The sequence below is a fragment of the Stenotrophomonas sp. 10N36 genome (assembly GCF_056395005.1).
The window spans coordinates 39,731-56,268 of sequence record NZ_JBFTIS010000003.1 but is presented as its reverse complement, the minus strand read 5'-3'; the positions used below and the strand labels follow the sequence as shown (position 1 = coordinate 56,268).

10 protein-coding genes are annotated in these 16,538 nt (G+C 67.8%); all 10 read left to right on the top strand.

Features of this window, described 5'->3' with window-relative positions:
- Nucleotides 1-37 precede the first annotated feature (37 nt).
- Nucleotides 38-1,282 (top strand): efflux RND transporter periplasmic adaptor subunit, encoded by a 1,245-nt coding sequence (locus AC1DCJ_RS05235; RefSeq protein ID WP_038685813.1) that lies wholly within the window; start codon nt 38-40, stop codon nt 1,280-1,282.
- Nucleotides 1,283-1,370: 88 nt separating this feature from the next.
- The gene (locus tag AC1DCJ_RS05230; protein WP_478070290.1) at nt 1,371-4,601 is read left to right on the top strand and encodes an efflux RND transporter permease subunit; all 3,231 of its coding nucleotides are present in this window, start codon (nt 1,371-1,373) and stop codon (nt 4,599-4,601) included.
- Nucleotides 4,602-4,635: 34 nt separating this feature from the next.
- Entirely contained in the window at nt 4,636-7,761 is a 3,126-nt protein-coding gene (locus AC1DCJ_RS05225) for an efflux RND transporter permease subunit (RefSeq protein ID WP_313244971.1), read from the top strand.
- A 353-nt stretch (nt 7,762-8,114) separates the two neighbouring features.
- Complete coding sequence (locus AC1DCJ_RS05220; protein WP_478070289.1) at nt 8,115-10,184, top strand: TonB-dependent siderophore receptor; 2,070 nt, start codon at nt 8,115-8,117, stop codon at nt 10,182-10,184.
- A 250-nt stretch (nt 10,185-10,434) separates the two neighbouring features.
- A complete protein-coding gene (gene yccS, locus AC1DCJ_RS05215; RefSeq protein ID WP_141057790.1) occupies nt 10,435-12,612 on the top strand; it encodes a YccS family putative transporter in 2,178 nt (725 codons plus the stop codon).
- Nucleotides 12,613-12,776: 164 nt separating this feature from the next.
- Nucleotides 12,777-14,666, top strand: coding sequence for an MFS transporter (locus tag AC1DCJ_RS05210; RefSeq protein WP_313244974.1), 1,890 nt, complete (start codon nt 12,777-12,779; stop codon nt 14,664-14,666).
- A gap of 214 nt (nt 14,667-14,880) precedes the next feature.
- Nucleotides 14,881-15,159 carry a CD225/dispanin family protein gene (locus AC1DCJ_RS05205; protein WP_313244975.1) on the top strand — a complete coding sequence of 93 codons (279 nt, stop codon included), beginning with the start codon at nt 14,881-14,883 and terminating at the stop codon, nt 15,157-15,159.
- A 64-nt stretch (nt 15,160-15,223) separates the two neighbouring features.
- Nucleotides 15,224-15,646 carry a DUF2752 domain-containing protein gene (locus AC1DCJ_RS05200; protein ID WP_137190592.1) on the top strand — a complete coding sequence of 141 codons (423 nt, stop codon included), beginning with the start codon at nt 15,224-15,226 and terminating at the stop codon, nt 15,644-15,646.
- A 70-nt stretch (nt 15,647-15,716) separates the two neighbouring features.
- Nucleotides 15,717-16,076, top strand: coding sequence for a CD225/dispanin family protein (locus AC1DCJ_RS05195; protein ID WP_137190593.1), 360 nt, complete (start codon nt 15,717-15,719; stop codon nt 16,074-16,076).
- Nucleotides 16,076-16,495, top strand: a complete 420-nt coding sequence (locus tag AC1DCJ_RS05190; protein ID WP_478070288.1) for a DUF2752 domain-containing protein — start codon at nt 16,076-16,078, stop codon at nt 16,493-16,495. Before AC1DCJ_RS05195 ends, AC1DCJ_RS05190 begins: the two co-directional genes overlap by 1 nt.
- Nucleotides 16,496-16,538 lie beyond the last annotated feature (43 nt).

Sequence of the window (16,538 nt, the reverse complement as noted above, 5' to 3'; positions counted from 1 at the left end):
TGGGCCCTGCCCTCCGCCAGCCTCAGGAGTTAGTTGAATGTCGCGTTTCTGGAAGATCGTGCTGCTGGTGGTCGCAGTGCTGGTGGTGGGTTTCATCGGGGTGCGCATGCTCGGCGGTGGCAAGCCCAAGGGCGATGCGGCGGCTGCGGGCGCCGGCCAGGAGGGGCAGGAGCGCAACGCCGGGCCCGTGCCGGTCACCGTGGTTGAAGCGGCCCGCCAGGACGTGCCGGTGTATGCCAGCGCGCTGGGCACCGTGGCGGCGATGAACACCGTCACCGTCAGTCCGCAGGTGGGCGGCCAGCTCATCAGCATCAACTTCAAGGAAGGCCAGGAAGTGCAGAAGGGCGACCTGCTGGCGCAGATCGACCCGCGCACCCTGCAGGCCAGCTTCGATGAAGCCGCCGCGGCCAAGCGCCAGAACCAGGCCCAGCTGGCCACCGCACGCTCCAACTACCAGCGCTCCAATTCGCCGGAGTACCGCCAGTACGTGGCCAAGACCGACCTGGACACCCAGCGCAACCAGGTGGCCCAGTTTGAAAGCGCGGTCGCCGCCAACGACGCCAGCATGCGCGCCGCCCAGGTGCAGCTGCAGTACACCAAGGTCACCGCCCCGATCTCCGGCATTGCCGGCATCCGCGCGGTGGACGCCGGCAACATCGTCAGCGCCGGCACGGCGTTGGTGACGCTGACCCAGATTCATCCGATCCATGTCGTGTTCAACCTGCCCGAGCGCCAGCTGCCCGACGTGCGCCAGGCCCAGAAGGCCGGCCCGGTCACCATCGCCGCGCTCGACCGCAACGATTCCCACGTGCTCACCGACGGCGGCACGCTGGACGTGGTGGACAACCAGATCAGCAGCGACAGCGGCACCTTCCGCGCCCGTGCGCTGTTCAACAACAGCGACAACAGCCTCTGGCCGGGCCAGTTCGTGAACGTGCGCATGCAGCTGCGCACGATCGGCGGCGGCGTGGTCATTCCGACCCAGGCAGTGATGCGCGGCCCGGACGGCGAGTACGTCTACATCGTCAAGCCCGACAGCACCGTGGCCATGCAGACGGTCAAGAGCGGCGTGGAAGTGGGCGACAGCAACGTGCAGATCACCGAAGGCCTCAAGGGTGGCGAGCGCGTGGTCAGCGAGGGCCAGTTCCGGCTCAAGCCGGGCAGCAAGGTCACCGCGCTCAAGCCGGGTGAAACCCCGGCGCCGCCGACCGACGCCGAGCTCAAGGCCGCCGCCCAGCAGGACAAGGGCGGTGGTGGCCGCCGCGGTGGCGGTCCGCGCTGAGCGCGCCTGCCTGACGTTCCCGACGCCGGCCGGCTGGCCGGCGTCTGCCCGCTTCAACGCCGCATGACGTAACAGCAAGGATCCGCCCGTGGGCTTTTCGACGATCTTCATCCGCCGCCCGATCGCCACCTCGCTGTTGATGGCGGGCCTGCTGCTGCTCGGCATCCTCGGCTACCGCCAGCTGCCGGTATCGGCGCTGCCGGAGATCGACGCGCCCAGCCTGGTGGTGACCACCCAGTACCCGGGTGCCAACGCCACCACCATGGCCTCGCTGGTGACCACCCCGCTGGAACGCCAGTTCGGGCAGATCTCCGGGCTGGAGATCATGACCTCCGATTCGTCGGCCGGCCTGTCCACGATCATCCTGCAGTTCTCGATGGACCGCGATATCGATATCGCCGCCCAGGACGTGCAGGCCGCGATCCGCCAGGCCACGCTGCCCTCCTCGCTGCCCTACCAGCCGGTCTACAACCGGGTGAACCCGGCCGACGCGGCCATCGTCACCCTCAAGCTCACCTCCGACACGCGCCCGCTGCGCGAGGTCAACAACTACGCCGACTCGATCCTGGCCCAGCGCCTGTCGCAGGTGCAGGGCGTGGGCCTGGTGTCCATCGCCGGCAATGTGCGCCCGGCCGTGCGCATCCAGGTCAACCCGGCGCAGCTGTCCAACATGGGCCTGACCCTGGAAGAACTGCGCAGCGCGCTGACCCAGGCCAACGTCAACGCGCCCAAGGGCTCGCTCAACGGCAAGACCCAGTCCTATTCGATCGGCACCAACGACCAGCTCACCAGCGCCGCCGAGTACCGCGACACCATCATCAGCTACAAGAACGGCCGCCCGGTGCGGCTGTCGGACGTGGCCAACGTGGTCGATGGCGTGGAGAACGACCAGCTGGCGGCTTGGGCCGATGGCAAGCCGGCGGTGCTGCTGGAAGTGCGCCGGCAGCCCGGCGCCAACATCGTGCAGACCGTCGAGCGCATCCGCGCGCTGATCCCGCAGCTGCAGAACGTGCTGCCGGCCGACGTGCACCTGGAGATCTTCTCCGACCGTACCGAGACCATCCGCGCTTCGGTGCATGAAGTGCAGTTCACCCTGATCCTCACCATCTGCCTGGTGGTGGCGGTGATCTTCGTGTTCCTGCGTCGGCTGTGGGCCACCATCATTCCCTCGGTGGCGGTGCCGCTGTCGCTGGCCGGCACCTTCGGGGTGATGGCCTTTGCCGGCATGTCGCTGGACAACCTGTCGCTGATGGCGCTGGTGGTGGCCACCGGCTTCGTGGTCGACGATGCGATCGTGATGATCGAGAACATCGTGCGCTACATCGAGCAGGGCAAGAGCGGCCCGGAAGCGGCCGAGATCGGTGCGCGCCAGATCGGCTTCACCGTGCTGTCGCTGACCATCTCGCTGGTGGCGGTGTTCCTGCCGCTGCTGCTGATGCCCGGCGTGACCGGCCGCCTGTTCCACGAGTTCGCCTGGGTGCTGAGCATCGCGGTGACGTTGTCGATGCTGATCTCGCTGACGCTCACCCCGATGATGTGCKCCTACCTGCTCAAGCCCGACGCGCTGCCCGAAGGCGAAGACGCCCACGAGCGTGCCGCGGCGGCCGGCAAGGAAAACCTGTGGACGCGCACCGTGGGCGCCTACGAGCGCAGCCTGGACTGGGTGCTGGACCACCAGCGCATGACCCTGGCGGTGGCCGCTGGTGCGTTGGTGCTCACCGTGGTGCTGTACGTGGTGATCCCCAAGGGCCTGCTGCCCGAGCAGGACACCGGCCTGATCACCGGCGTGGTCCAGGCCGACCAGAACATCGCCTTCCCGCAGATGGAACTGCGCACCAAGGCGGTCGCCGAGGCGCTGCGCAAGGACCCGGCCGTCACCGGCGTGTCGGCCTTCATCGGCGCCGGCAGCATGAATCCCACCCTCAACCAGGGCCAGCTGTCGATCGTGCTCAAGGAGCGCGGCGACCGCGACGGGCTGGATGAGATCCTGCCGCGCCTGCAGCAGGCCGTGGCCGGCATTCCCGGCGTGGCGCTGTACCTCAAGCCGGTGCAGGACGTCACCCTGGACACCCGCGTGGCCGCCACCGAGTACCAGTACTCGCTGTCGGACGTGGACAGCGCGCAGGTCGCGCTGCAGGCCACCCGCCTGACCGAAGCGCTGCGCCAGCGCCCGGAACTGGCCGACGTCGACAACAACCTGTCCAACCAGGGCCGCGCGCTGGAACTGACCATCGACCGCGACAAGGCCAGCGTGCTGGGCGTGCCGATGCAGACCATCGACGACACCCTGTACGACGCGTTCGGCCAGCGCCAGATCTCGACCATCTTCACCGAGCTCAACCAGTACCGCGTGGTGCTGGAAGTGGCCCCGGAGTTCCGCACCAGCACCGCGCTGATGAACCAGCTGGCGGTGGCCTCCAACGGCGCCGGCGCGCTCACCGGCAGCAACGCCACCAACTTCGGCCAGGTCACCTCGTCCAACTCGTCCACCGCCACCGGCATCGGCGCGCAGAACACCGGCATTCCGGTGGGCGCGGGCAACATCATCCCGCTGGCGGCGCTGGCCGAGGGCAAGATCACCAGCACTCCGCTGGTGGTGAGCCACCAGCAGCAGCTGCCGGCAGTGACGGTGTCGTTCAACATCGCTCCGGGCTATTCGCTGTCCGATGCGGTCAAGGCCATCGAAGAGACCAAGGACGGCCTGGACATGCCCTCGCAGGTGCATGCGCAGTTCATCGGCAAGGCCGCCGAATTCACCGGCAGCCAAACCGACGTGGTGTGGCTGCTGCTGGCCTCGCTGGTGCTGATCTACATCGTGCTGGGCGTGCTGTATGAAAGCTACATCCACCCCTTCACCATCATCTCGACGCTGCCCCCGGCCGGCGTGGGTGCGCTGCTGGCGCTGATGGTGTGCGGGCTGCCGCTGTCGGTGGACGGCATCGTCGGCATCGTGCTGCTGATCGGCATCGTCAAGAAAAACGGCATCATGATGGTGGACTTCGCCATCGAAGCGCGTCGCGCCGGTGCCAACGCGCACGATGCGATCCGCCGCGCCTGCCTGCTGCGCTTCCGCCCGATCATGATGACCACCGCCGCGGCCATGCTCGGCGCGTTGCCGCTGGCGCTGGGCACCGGCATCGGCTCGGAACTGCGCCGCCCGCTGGGCATTGCCATCGTCGGCGGCCTGCTGCTGTCGCAGCTGGTCACCCTGTACACCACGCCGGTGATCTACCTGTACATGGAACGCTTCTCCGAGTGGATGCGCGAACGCCGCGAGCAGCGCGCGCTGCGCCACGCCAGCGCCCAGGACCGCGCATGAACACGCCGTACCTGCGCGCCCCGGGGGCACCGGCATGAATATCTCCGGGCCCTTCATCCGCCGCCCGATCGGCACCGCGCTGCTGGCCATCGGCCTGTTCGTGGTCGGCCTGTTCTGCTACCTGAAACTGGGCGTGTCGGCGCTGCCGAACATCCAGATTCCGGTGATCTTCGTGCACGCCAGCCAGTCCGGCGCGGACGCCACCACCATGGCCTCCACGGTCACCGCGCCGCTGGAACGCCACCTGGGCCAGCTGCCCGGCGTGGACCAGATGCGTTCGTCCAGCTCCGAAGGCAGCTCGCTGGTCTTCATGATCTTCCAGAGCGGGGTCGACATCGATTCGGCCGCGCTGGACGTGCAGACCGCGATCAATTCGGCCCAGGCCGATCTGCCGTCCGGGCTCGGTTCGCCGATGTTCCAGAAGGCCAACCCGAACGACGACCCGGTGATCGCCATCGCGCTCACCTCGCAGACGCAGTCGGCCGACGAGCTGTACAACGTGGCCGACTCGCTGCTGGCCCAGCGCATCCGCCAGATCAGCGGCGTGTCCTCGGTGGATATCGCCGGTGCGTCCACGCCGGCAGTGCGGGTGGATGTGAACCTGCGCCTGCTCAACGCACTCAACCTCACCCCCGATGACCTGCGCAACGCGGTACGCGCGGCCAACGTGACCTCGCCCACCGGCTTCCTCACCGACGGCAACACCACCACCGCGATCATCGCCAACGACTCGGTGGCACGCGCGGCCGACTTCGCCAACCTGGTCATCAAGACCCAGGACGACGGCCGGGTGATCCGCCTCAAGGACGTGGCCAACGTCTACGACGGCCAGCAGGACGCCTACCAGGCCGCGTGGTTCGACCACAAACCGGCGGTGGTGATGTATGTGTTCACCCGCGCCGGCGCCAACATCGTGGAGACCGTGGACCGGGTCAAGGCGCAGATCCCGATGCTGCGCGACTACCTGCAGCCGGGCACGGTGATGACCCCGTACTTCGACCGCACCCCGACCATCCGCTCGTCGCTGCACGAAGTGCAGATCACCCTGCTGATCAGCCTGGCCATGGTGATCCTGACCATGGCGCTGTTCCTGCGCCGGCTGGCACCGACCCTGATCGCGGCGGTCACCGTGCCGTTGTCGCTGGCCGGTGCGGCGCTGGTGATGTACGTGTTCGGCTTCACCCTGAACAACCTGAGCCTGCTGGCGCTGGTGATCGCGATCGGGTTCGTGGTCGACGATGCGATCGTGGTGATCGAGAACGTCATGCGCCATCTCGACGAAGGCATGCCCCGCATGCAGGCCGCGCTGACCGGCGCGCGCGAGATCGGCTTCACCATCGTCTCGATCACCGCCTCGCTGGTGGCCGTGTTCATCCCGCTGCTGTTCGCCAGCGGCATGGTCGGTGCGTTCTTCCGCGAGTTCACCATCACCCTGGTGGCGGCGATCGTGGTGTCGATGATCGTCTCGCTCACGCTCACCCCGGCGCTGTGCAGCCGCTTCCTGAGCGCGCACGCCGAACCGGAAAAGCCCTCGCGGATCGGCCGCTTCCTGGATGCCGCGCACGACCGCATGCTGCGCGTGTACACGGTCTGCCTGGACTTCTCGCTGCGCCACGCCCTGCTGCTGTCGCTCACCCCGATCCTGCTGATCGTGGCCACGGTGATGCTGGGCGGGGCGGTCAAGAAGGGTTCGTTCCCGGCCCAGGACACCGGCCTGATCTGGGGCCGCGCCAACTCCAGCGCCACGGTGTCCTTCGAGGACATGGTCAACCGCCAGCGCCGCATCACCGACATGCTGATGGCCGACCCGGCGGTGAAGACCGTGGGCGTGCGCCTGGGCAGCGGTCGCCAGGGCTCCAGCGCGCAGTTCAACGTGCAGCTGAAGACCCGCAAGGAAGGCCGCAAGGAAACCACCGCGCTGGCCCTGGCGCGGCTGAGCGCCAAGGCCGACCGCTACCCCGACCTGCAGCTGCGCCTGCGCGCGATCCAGGATCTGCCCAGCGACGGCGGCGGCGGCAACAGCCAGGGCGCGCAGTACCGGGTGTCGCTGCAGGGCAACGACCTGGCCCAGCTGCAGGAATGGCTGCCCAAGGTGCAGGCCGCGCTGAAGAAGAACCCGAAACTGCGTGACGTGGGCACCGACGTGGACACCGCCGGGCTGCGCCAGAACGTGGTGATCGACCGCGCCAAGGCCGCACGCTTGGGCGTGTCGGTGGGTGCGATCGACGGCGCGCTGTACGGCGCGTTCGGCCAGCGCCAGATCTCCACCATCTACTCGGACATCAACCAGTACAGCGTGGTGGTCAACGCATTGCCCGAACAGACCGCCACCCCGCGTGCGCTGGACGAGATCTACGTGCGCGCCGGCAACGGCGAGATGGTGCCGCTGACCGCGGTGGCGCAGCAGGTGCCCGGGCTGGCACCGCCGCAGATCACCCACGAAAACCAGTACACCACCATGGACCTGAGCTACAACCTGGCGCCGGGCGTGAGCACCGGCGAGGGCGAAGCGATCATCAAGTCCACCGTGGACGGCCTGCGCCTGCCCGGCGACATCCGCATCAGCGATGGCGGCGGCTTCAACGTGCAGCTCAACCCGAACTCGATGCTGATCCTGGTGCTGGCCGCGATCATCACCGTGTACCTGGTGCTGGGCATGCTGTACGAAAGCCTGGTGCACCCGGTGACGATCCTGTCCACGCTGCCGGCCGCGGGCGTAGGCGCGCTGCTGGCGTTGTTCGTGACCAACACCGAGCTGTCGGTGATCTCGATGATCGCGCTGGTGCTGTTGATCGGCATCGTCAAGAAGAACGCGATCATGATGATCGACTTCGCGGTGGTGGCCCAGCGCGAGCACGGCAAGAGCCCGCGCGATGCGGTGCGCGAGGCCAGCATCGTGCGCTTCCGTCCGATCATGATGACCACCATGGTGGCGATCCTGGCCGCGGTGCCACTGGCCATCGGCCTGGGCGAAGGCTCCGAACTGCGCCGCCCGCTGGGCATCGCGATGATCGGCGGCCTGCTGTTCTCGCAGAGCCTGACCCTGTTGAGCACGCCGGCGCTGTACGTGATCTTCTCGTGCCTGCGCGAACGCTGGGTCAACCGCCGCGCCCGCCGCCGCGAGCGGCGTGCAATGAAGCGCAGCGCCATCGCCCGGTAGATACCGACCGTTGGTCGGTACCCGCGCAGGTCGGTACGCGCGTTGGGGCCCGGCCGCGTTACGGCGTGACGACCAACGGTCGTCACCTACCGATGTCGTGTCGCATCCCGGTAGGTACCGACCGTTGGTCGGTACGCCCCGTCGGTACGCCCCGTGGTACGCCCGGTCGGTACGCCTCGGTTTGACGCCACGTAACAAAACGACAACAATTCTCATCCAGCCACGGTCCTGCATCGCCCTCTGCGGTGCCCCCGCTGCCGGTTCCCGGCCAGCCTGCGCGATCCAGCCATCGACCCTCCCCCGCCCTCTGTAGATCGCGGACGGCGTTGTGCTGTCCGCCAAGGAACCCATCGATGCTGTCGTCCCCCCTGCCCCGCCTGGCCACGTTGGCCGTGGCGCTGTCGCTGGCCTGCGCCGCCCATGCTCAGTCCACCCCGGACGGTGCCGTGCGCGCACGCTCGGCCACCGATCTGGATGCGATCAAGGTCACCGCCGAACGCACCCACACCGACACCGGCGCGCTCGGCGACCGCCCCGTGCGGGATACCCCGTTCGCGATCGCCGTGGTCGGCCGCGACGAGATCGAGAAGCGCCAGGTGGTCTCGCTCGGCGACGCCTTCCTGACCGACCCCTCGGTGGTCACCCAGGTCAGCGCGTATGCCAGCGGCTGGAGTTCGCCGATCCGCAACCGCGGCATCGACCTCAGCTACGACAGCTACCGCGTCAACGGCCTCCAGGTGTCCTCGTGGGGCACCGAATGGCCGCTGGAAGTGATGGAACAGGTGGAACTGCTCAAGGGTCCCGGTGGCTTCATGTACGGTTTCGGCCAGCCCGGCGGCATCGTCAACTACGTCACCAAGAAGCCCACCGACACCCCCACCTTCGCTGCCCAGCTGGGCTGGCGCGAGGCGGGCATCGTGAGCGGCCAGGTCGACGTGGGCGGGCGCTTCGGCAATGACGACATGTTCGGCTACCGCTTCAACGCGTACCAGGAGAAGGGCGAAACCTTCAACGGGGGCGAGGTCGACCGCAAGGTCGGCGCCCTGTCACTGGATGCGCGGCTGAGCGACACCCTCACCTGGACCTTCGATGGCGTGTTCCAGTCGCGCGAACTCAGCAACGAATCGCCGCAGTACTACTTCATCGGTCTGACCGAGCTGCCGCGCCCGCTGGCCGGCGACATCGACAACAGCATCGACGGCAGCTACTACGACACCCGTTCGAGCCTGCTCTCCACCGCGTTGAACTGGCAGATCAACAGCGACTGGAAGGCCAGCCTCAGCTATGGCGTGACCACCTCGTGGAACGACGTCAACAAGGTGTTCGCCTACATCGACAACGTCAACGGCGATTACAACGTCAACACCTACGAGCTGGGCGGCAAAAGCGAGTGGAAGCTGGCCCAGGCCCTCGTGCAGGGGCGCTTCGACACCGGCCCGCTGTCGCACCAGGTGGTGGCCGGCGTTTCGCACCAGACCGGCCTGGGCTGGGACCGCCCGTACGAATGGACCACCATCGGCCGCGGCAACATCTACCAGCGCCCGGTGCTGCGCCACGATGCCGTGGGTTCGCGCGTGCTCAGCCGCGGCAGTGAAACCGTGCAGCAGGCCGTGTTCGTCAGCGACACCGTCAGCTTCGCCGATGGCTGGTCGCTGCTGGCCGGCGCGCGCTACAACGATTTCGAGAACAAGGGCGCCTACCACACCTACCCGGTCACCCCCACCTACGCCCTGATGTACAAGCCGGCCGATGCCGTCACCCTGTACGCCAGCTACGTGGAATCGCTGGAAGCAGGCAGCCGCGTCGGCAGCGACTACATCAACGCCGGCACCGTGCTCGACCCGACCATCAGCACGCAATACGAGATCGGCGCCAAGATCGAGTACCCGCGCTGGAACGCCAACGCCGCCGCCTTCCGCCTGGAGCGCGGTGCCAACATCGACCTGCTCACCCCGGTCGGCAAGCTGCTGGTACAGGACGGCATCACCCTGTACGAAGGCGTCGAGATCAGCGGCAACGTCCGCCTGACCGATGCGCTCACCGTCGGCGGTGGCGTCACCTGGCTCGACCCCACCTACGACAAGCTGTCCCCCGACAGCGTGGCCCAGCAGGGCAACCGCACCGCCGGCGCCGCCCGCTGGCAGGGCGTGCTGCACGCCGACTACAGCATCCCGCGGGTGGACGGCCTGAGCGTGTATGCGCTGGCCCGCTACTACGGCGATGTGTATTACGACGCCGACAACACCCTCAAACTGCCCGACTACACCCTGGTCAACGCCGGCCTGGGCTACCGCATGCAGCTCGACGGCCACCCGGTCACCTGGCGCGCCGGCGTGGAGAACCTGGCCAACAAGAAGTACTGGTCCAACGCCGGCGTCGGCCTGCCGCGCACCTTCGCGGTGAGCGTGCGCTTCGACATGTAACTCGATCGGCCGGCAGCTCCCACACCCGGGAAAGCCGGCCCTTGGCCGGCTCCTCGCACTCGCACCCGGTAGTGCCGGCCGCTGGCCGGCTCCTCGCACCTCCGTCCGGGCGCACGGGGAGCCGGCCAGCGGCCGGCACTACCGGGCGCATCGTCCCTGCCCTGTGCAGCACGTTGATGTTGGATCGCCTTCAGGCTGTCCCCTTCACCCCACACCCGCAATAATGGGCTGCCCCGCACCCCGAGCCCGCATGTCCGCCCGAGAATCCCGCCTGAGCCGCCTGTGGGCGCATGAAAAGGCCAGCTACGGCCTGCGGGTACTCATCGCGCTGTCGGTGGCCATGGGCCTGTGCTGGCACCTGGACCAGCTGCCCGCGCTGCCCGGCGTGTTCCTCGGCATCATTGCCAGCGCCATCGCCGAAACCGACGACAACTGGTGGGGCCGGACCAAATCGGTCGCCCTCTCCCTGCTCTGCTTCGTCATCGCCGCCGCCGCGGTGGTCGAGCTGTTCGCCTGGCCCTGGCTGTTCATCGCCGCACTGGCCGTGTCCACCTTCGGCCTCACCCTGCTCGGCGCGCTCGGCGAACGCTATGCGTCCATCGCCCAGGCCACCGTCACCCTGGCCATCTACACCATGATCGGCCTGGAACAGCACGGCGCCAGCGACCGCGCCCAGGCCATCAGCGCGGTCAGCCACCTGCTCGCCGGCGCGCTCTGGTACGGCCTGCTCTCGATCCTGTGGACCGCCCTGTTTGCCAACCGGCCCGTGCGCGAGCGCATCGCCCGCCTGTACCTGGAACTGGGCCGCTACCTGCAGCTCAAGGCCGACCTGTTCGAACCCATCCGCGACGCCGACGTACAGAAGCGCCAGCTCGCCCTGGCCGAACAGAACCGCCGCGTGGTGGAGGCGCTGAACATCGCCAAGGTTGCCATCCTCGCCCGCTTCGGTCGCTCCGGCCGGCCCGGCGTGCAGTCCGGCCTGTACCTGCGCCTGTACTACATGGCCCAGGACTTCCACGAACGCGCCAGCTCCTCGCACTATCCCTATGGCGCGCTCACCGAGGCCTTCTTCCACAGCGACGTGCTGTACCGCTGCCAGCGCCTGCTCGCGCTGCAAGGGGAGGCCTGTGCCAACCTGGGCCTGGCCATCCGCCTGCGCCGCCCGTTCCAGTACGGCGAGCGCACCAAGCAGGCCACCGCCGACCTCACCGATTCGCTCACCTGGCTGCGTGCCCAGCACAACCCGCAGTGGCAGCGCCTGCTGTCCTCGCTGGAGCTGCTCGGCCACAACCTGCAGAGCATCGAGCGGCGCCTGTCCGAGGCCGAAAAGTCCGACGCCACCTTGGACAACGTCGACACCCGTCTGCGCGACACCAACCCGCACACCCTGCGCGAAATGTTCGTGCGCATCCGCCAGCAGCTCACCCCCGGCTCGGTGCTGTTCCGCCACGGCCTGCGCATGGCGCTGGCCCTGATCGTCGGCTTTGCGGTGATCCGCCTGGTCAACGCCCAGAACGGCTCGTGGGTGCTGCTCACCATCGTGTTCGTGTGCCGCCCGCATTTCGGCGCCACCCGGCAACGGCTGGCCCAGCGTATCGCCGGCACCCTGATCGGGCTGGTGCTGACCTGGGCGCTGATGCAGCTGTTCCAGGACCTGCGCATCGAACTGCTGATCGCCCTGCTCTCGGCGCTGCTGTTCTTCTTCACCCGCAGCGACCGCTACCTGGTGGCGTCGGCGGCGATCACGGTGATGGCGCTGACCTGCTTCAACCTGATCGGCGACGGCTTCCTGCTGATCTGGCCCCGCCTGGTCGACACCCTGCTGGGCTGCGCGATCGCCGCGGCCGCGGCCTTCCTGATCCTGCCCGACTGGCAGGGCCGCCGCTTGAACCTGGTCATGGCCCGCGTGCTGGCCAACTGCGCACGCTACCTGGATGCGGTGCTGGGCCAGTACGGCAGCGGCATGCAGGACGACCTGGCGTACCGCATCGCCCGCCGCGACATGCACAACGCCGATGCTGCGCTGTCCACCGCGCTGTCGAACATGCTGCGCGAGCCGGGCCACGTGCGCCGCAACCTGGATGCCGGGTTCCGCTTCCTGGCGCTCTCCAACACCCTGCTGGGGCATCTGTCGGCGCTCGGTGCGCATCGCGCGCAGCTGGACAGCTACGCGCAGGACGCCCAGGCACTGGCCGGCGGCGAGCGGGTGGAACAGGCCATGCAGCAGATCGCCGCGGCGCTGGAGCAACGCCAACCGGTGGAGGAGGCCGATAACGACGGCGACCGCGCCCTGGCCGAGCAGCTGGAACAGATCACCGACGACATGCCGCCCAAGCTGCAGCTGATCCGCACCCAGATGGGCCTGATGCTGCGCCTGCTGCCCAAACTGCGCGGCGCCGCCAACGAGGCCGCGCGCACCCTGCGGTGAGGCGGTCTGCGGGGCAGCGGGGCAGAGCCCCGCTCTACGACCGTTCCTGCAACGCCGTACGGCGGCTCCTGTAGCGCCGGGCTCTGCCCGGCTGCCGTAGATCGGCGCAACGCCGGGGGCCGCCCGGCTGCATGCTAGGCTGCGCCGGTTCGCAAGGAGTTTCCATGTCCGGCCACAGCCAGTTCGCCCTGCTCAAACAGCGTCGCTTCCTGCCGTTCTTCATCGTCCAGTCGCTGGGTGCGTTCAACGACAACGTGTACAGGCAGGCCATCATCGGCCTGCTGTTCTACCTCGGCGTCAGCCAGGAAGAGCAGTCGCTGTACACCACGCTGGCGCCGGCCATCTTCATCCTGCCCTACTTCCTGTTCTCGGCACTGGCCGGGCAGATCGCCGAAAAACTGGAAAAATCGCGGCTGATCGTGATCACCACCACCATGGAGATCGCGATCATGTCGCTGGCCGCCGTCGGCTTCCTCACCCAGAGCATGCCGGTGCTGCTGGTGGCCCTGTTCTGCACCGGCCTGCAGTCCACCCTGTTCGGCCCGGTGAAGTATTCGGTGCTGCCTTCGGTGCTGCGCCCGGAAGAACTCACCGGCGGCAACGGGCTGGTCGAGATGGGCACCTCGATGTCGATCCTGACCGGCATGATCAGCGGCGGCATCATCTTCACCCTGGCCGGCAGCTTCGGCCCGGTGGTGGCGGCCACCGCGGTGATCGCGCTGGCCATCTTCGGCAACATCACCGCGCGCATGATCCCGAAAGTGGATGCGGGCGCGCCGGACCTGAAGATCAACTGGAACCCGATCCCCGAATCGCTGGCCGTGCTGCGGTTGGCCAAGAAGCAGAAAGCGGTGCGCAACGCCATCCTGGGCGTGTCCTGGTTCTGGTTCGTGGGCACCATGCTCACCTCGCAACTGCCCACCTACGCGGTGGTCAACCTGGGTGGCGAACCCACCCTGTACATCTTCGCGCTGGCGCTGTTCTCGGTTGGCACCGGCGTGGGCTCGCTGCTCTGCGAAAAGCTGTCCGGACGCACGGTGGAAATCGGCCTGGTACCGCTGGGCGCCTTCGGCATGACCGCCTTCATGCTGGACCTGTACTTCGCCCGTGCCGGCACCGCCACCGCGGCTGGCCTGGGCGTGGGTGCCTTCGTTGCCCAGCCCGGCAGCATCCGCATCATCATCGACCTGATCGGCATCGGCCTGTTCACCGGCTTCTTCGTGGTGCCCCTGTTCGCGCTGATCCAGAGCCGCACGCCGAAGTCGGAGATGTCGCGCGTGTTCGCCGCGCTCAACATCCAGAACTCGGGCTTCATCGTGGGCGCGGCGATGATCGCGCTGGCTACGCAGAAGTTCCTGCACTGGACCATCCCGCAGCTGTTCCTGGCGCTGGCCATCGCCAATGCCGTGGTGTCGATCTACATCTTCACCATCGTCCCCGAATTCCTGATGCGCTTCCTCAGCTGGGTGATGGTGCGCGGCCTGTACCGGCTGCGCCTGCACGGCATCGAAGCCAATGTGCCCGACGAAGGCGCTGCGCTGATCGTGTGCAACCACGTCAGCTACATGGACGCGTTGATCCTGTCGGCGACGATCCCGCGTCCGGTGCGCTTTGTCATGTACTACAAGATCTTCAACATCCCAGTGATGCGCTGGATCTTCCGCACCGCCAAGGCAATCCCCATTGCCGGCGCGCGCGAAGACCCCGCCCTGATGCAGGCCGCCTTCGATGAAGTGGACAAGGCGCTGGCCGACGGCGAGCTGGTCTGCATCTTCCCCGAAGGCGCGCTCACCCGCGATGGCGAAATGGGCGCGTTCAAGTCCGGCGTGGAGAAGATCCTCGAACGCCGCCCGGTGCCGGTGGTGCCGATGGCGCTGCGCGGCATGTGGGCCAGCATGTGGAGCCGGCGCGACACCCGGCTGGGCCGCATGCGCGTGCCGCGTCGCTTCCGCGCACATGTCGAGGTGGCCGCCGCACCGGCACTGGCCGGTCAGGCTGTCACCGCCGAGGTCCTTGAGCAGCAGGTACGGCAGCTTCGCGGGGAAAATGGCTGAGGCCTAGTGCCGTCTGGATGTAAACGCATACATCCGGGCGTCCATCGGGTAAATTAGCGCCGGGGGACGTCCGATCCGCGCAGGCCAGCGCGGCGGCGGCCAAAAATCATGCGTACCGTTTGTTGCACCGCTCGATGACGATGCCACTGTGTGTGCGTGCGTTGTACCCCGTTTCACGCCCGTCCAATCCACCCAAGAAAATGGAGCTTTTCAGATGAACACCACTGCCGCACAAATCCCGAACCACCTGGTCTGGGCCATTCTGGCCACCCTGTTCTGCTGCCTGCCGGGCGGTATCGTGTCGATCGTCTACGCTGCCCAGGTCAACGGCAAGATTGCCGCGGGTGACCTTGCCGGCGCGCGCGACTCGTCGGACAAGGCGAAGAAGTGGGCCATGTGGTCGGCCATTGCCGGCGTCATCGTCGCCGTGCTGTACGTCGTGCTGGTGATGGCGATGGGCGGCCTGGGCGCGCTGAGCAACGGCGGCTACTGATCAGCACCGGGACGGCCTGGCCGGGGAACCCGCATGGGTTCACCGGCCGGGCCGTTCGCGCGTCATGGCCCTGCCCTCCCGAACCACGCTTGCCCGCTGGGCGCCCACGGCACTGGTTGCCGGCTTGGGCGCAGGCGCAATCCTCGTGTTGCGCAACGTCAGCCCCTATGGCGCCAACAGCCCGCTGCCTGGTTGCCCGCTGTACGCACTGACCGGCCTGTACTGCCCCGGCTGCGGCAGCACGCGCTGCCTGTATTCGCTGGTCCATTTCGATTGGCAGGGCGCCATCGCGATGAATCCGCTGCTGGTGATTTCGCTGCCCTTCCTGCTCCTGATGCTGCTGCACGGTGCAGGGGTGCGCCCGCGCGTACTTGAACCGCTGATGCGCGTGCTGGCCAGCCCGATGTTCTGGCTGGTGTTGCTGGTGGGGTATGCGGTGCTTCGCAACCTGCCATGGATGCCGTTCGCCTGGCTTGCGCCGGGGTGAGCGCGCGCTCAAGCGAGCCCACGCGCCCTGCACGGCACACGCCCCTTTTCACCCCTCTGGAGCTTGCCCCTTGAATGCCACCACGCCGCTGCCGCCCGCTTCGGGCACCGTGCCCAACCACCTGATCTGGTCGATCGTGGTCACCATCGTGTCGTTCTTCCTGTGCTGCGTGTCGTGCCTGAGTTTCCCGGCGATCGTCACCGGCGTGGTTGCCATCGTGTTCGCCAGCAAGGTCAACACGCTGCTCAACCAGGGCGACCTGGTCGCCGCACGCCAGGCCTCGAAGAACGCGAAGATCTGGGCCTGGATCACCACCGGCATCCTTATCGCCGCCACCCTGTTCTCGCTGCTGTGGCTGGTACTGGCCGGCACCGACGGTTACATGGAGCAGATCGAGGAACTGCAGCGCCAGCTCGAAAACAGCCGTTGATGGCCCGGCTGCGCCACAGGCGCTGGCTGCTGGCCGCACTGCCGCCGGCCGCCATCGCCGCCGGGGCGGGCATCTGGGCCCTGCGCCATTTCGATCCCAACGCGGCCAACAGCCCGTTTCCGCCGTGCAGTTTCTTCGCCGTCACCGGTTACTACTGCATTGGCTGCGGGCTGACCCGGGCGCTGCACGCGCTGGTCCACGGCGATGTGCTCACCGCGCTGTCGATGAACCCGCTGGCGATGGCGATGCTGGCCGTGGCGCCGCTGGTCCTGGGGTGGGCGCTGGGGTGGCGCCCGCGCGGGCTGCAGCCGCTGATCACGCTGTTGATGACGCCCGCGTTCTGGCTGACGCTGCTGCCGCTGTACTGGGTGGCACGCAACCTGCCGTGGCCGCCGTTCAACTGGCTTGCGCCGGGTTAGCGTGGCAGGCGCCGGGTAGAACCCGGCACTACGGGATACGGAT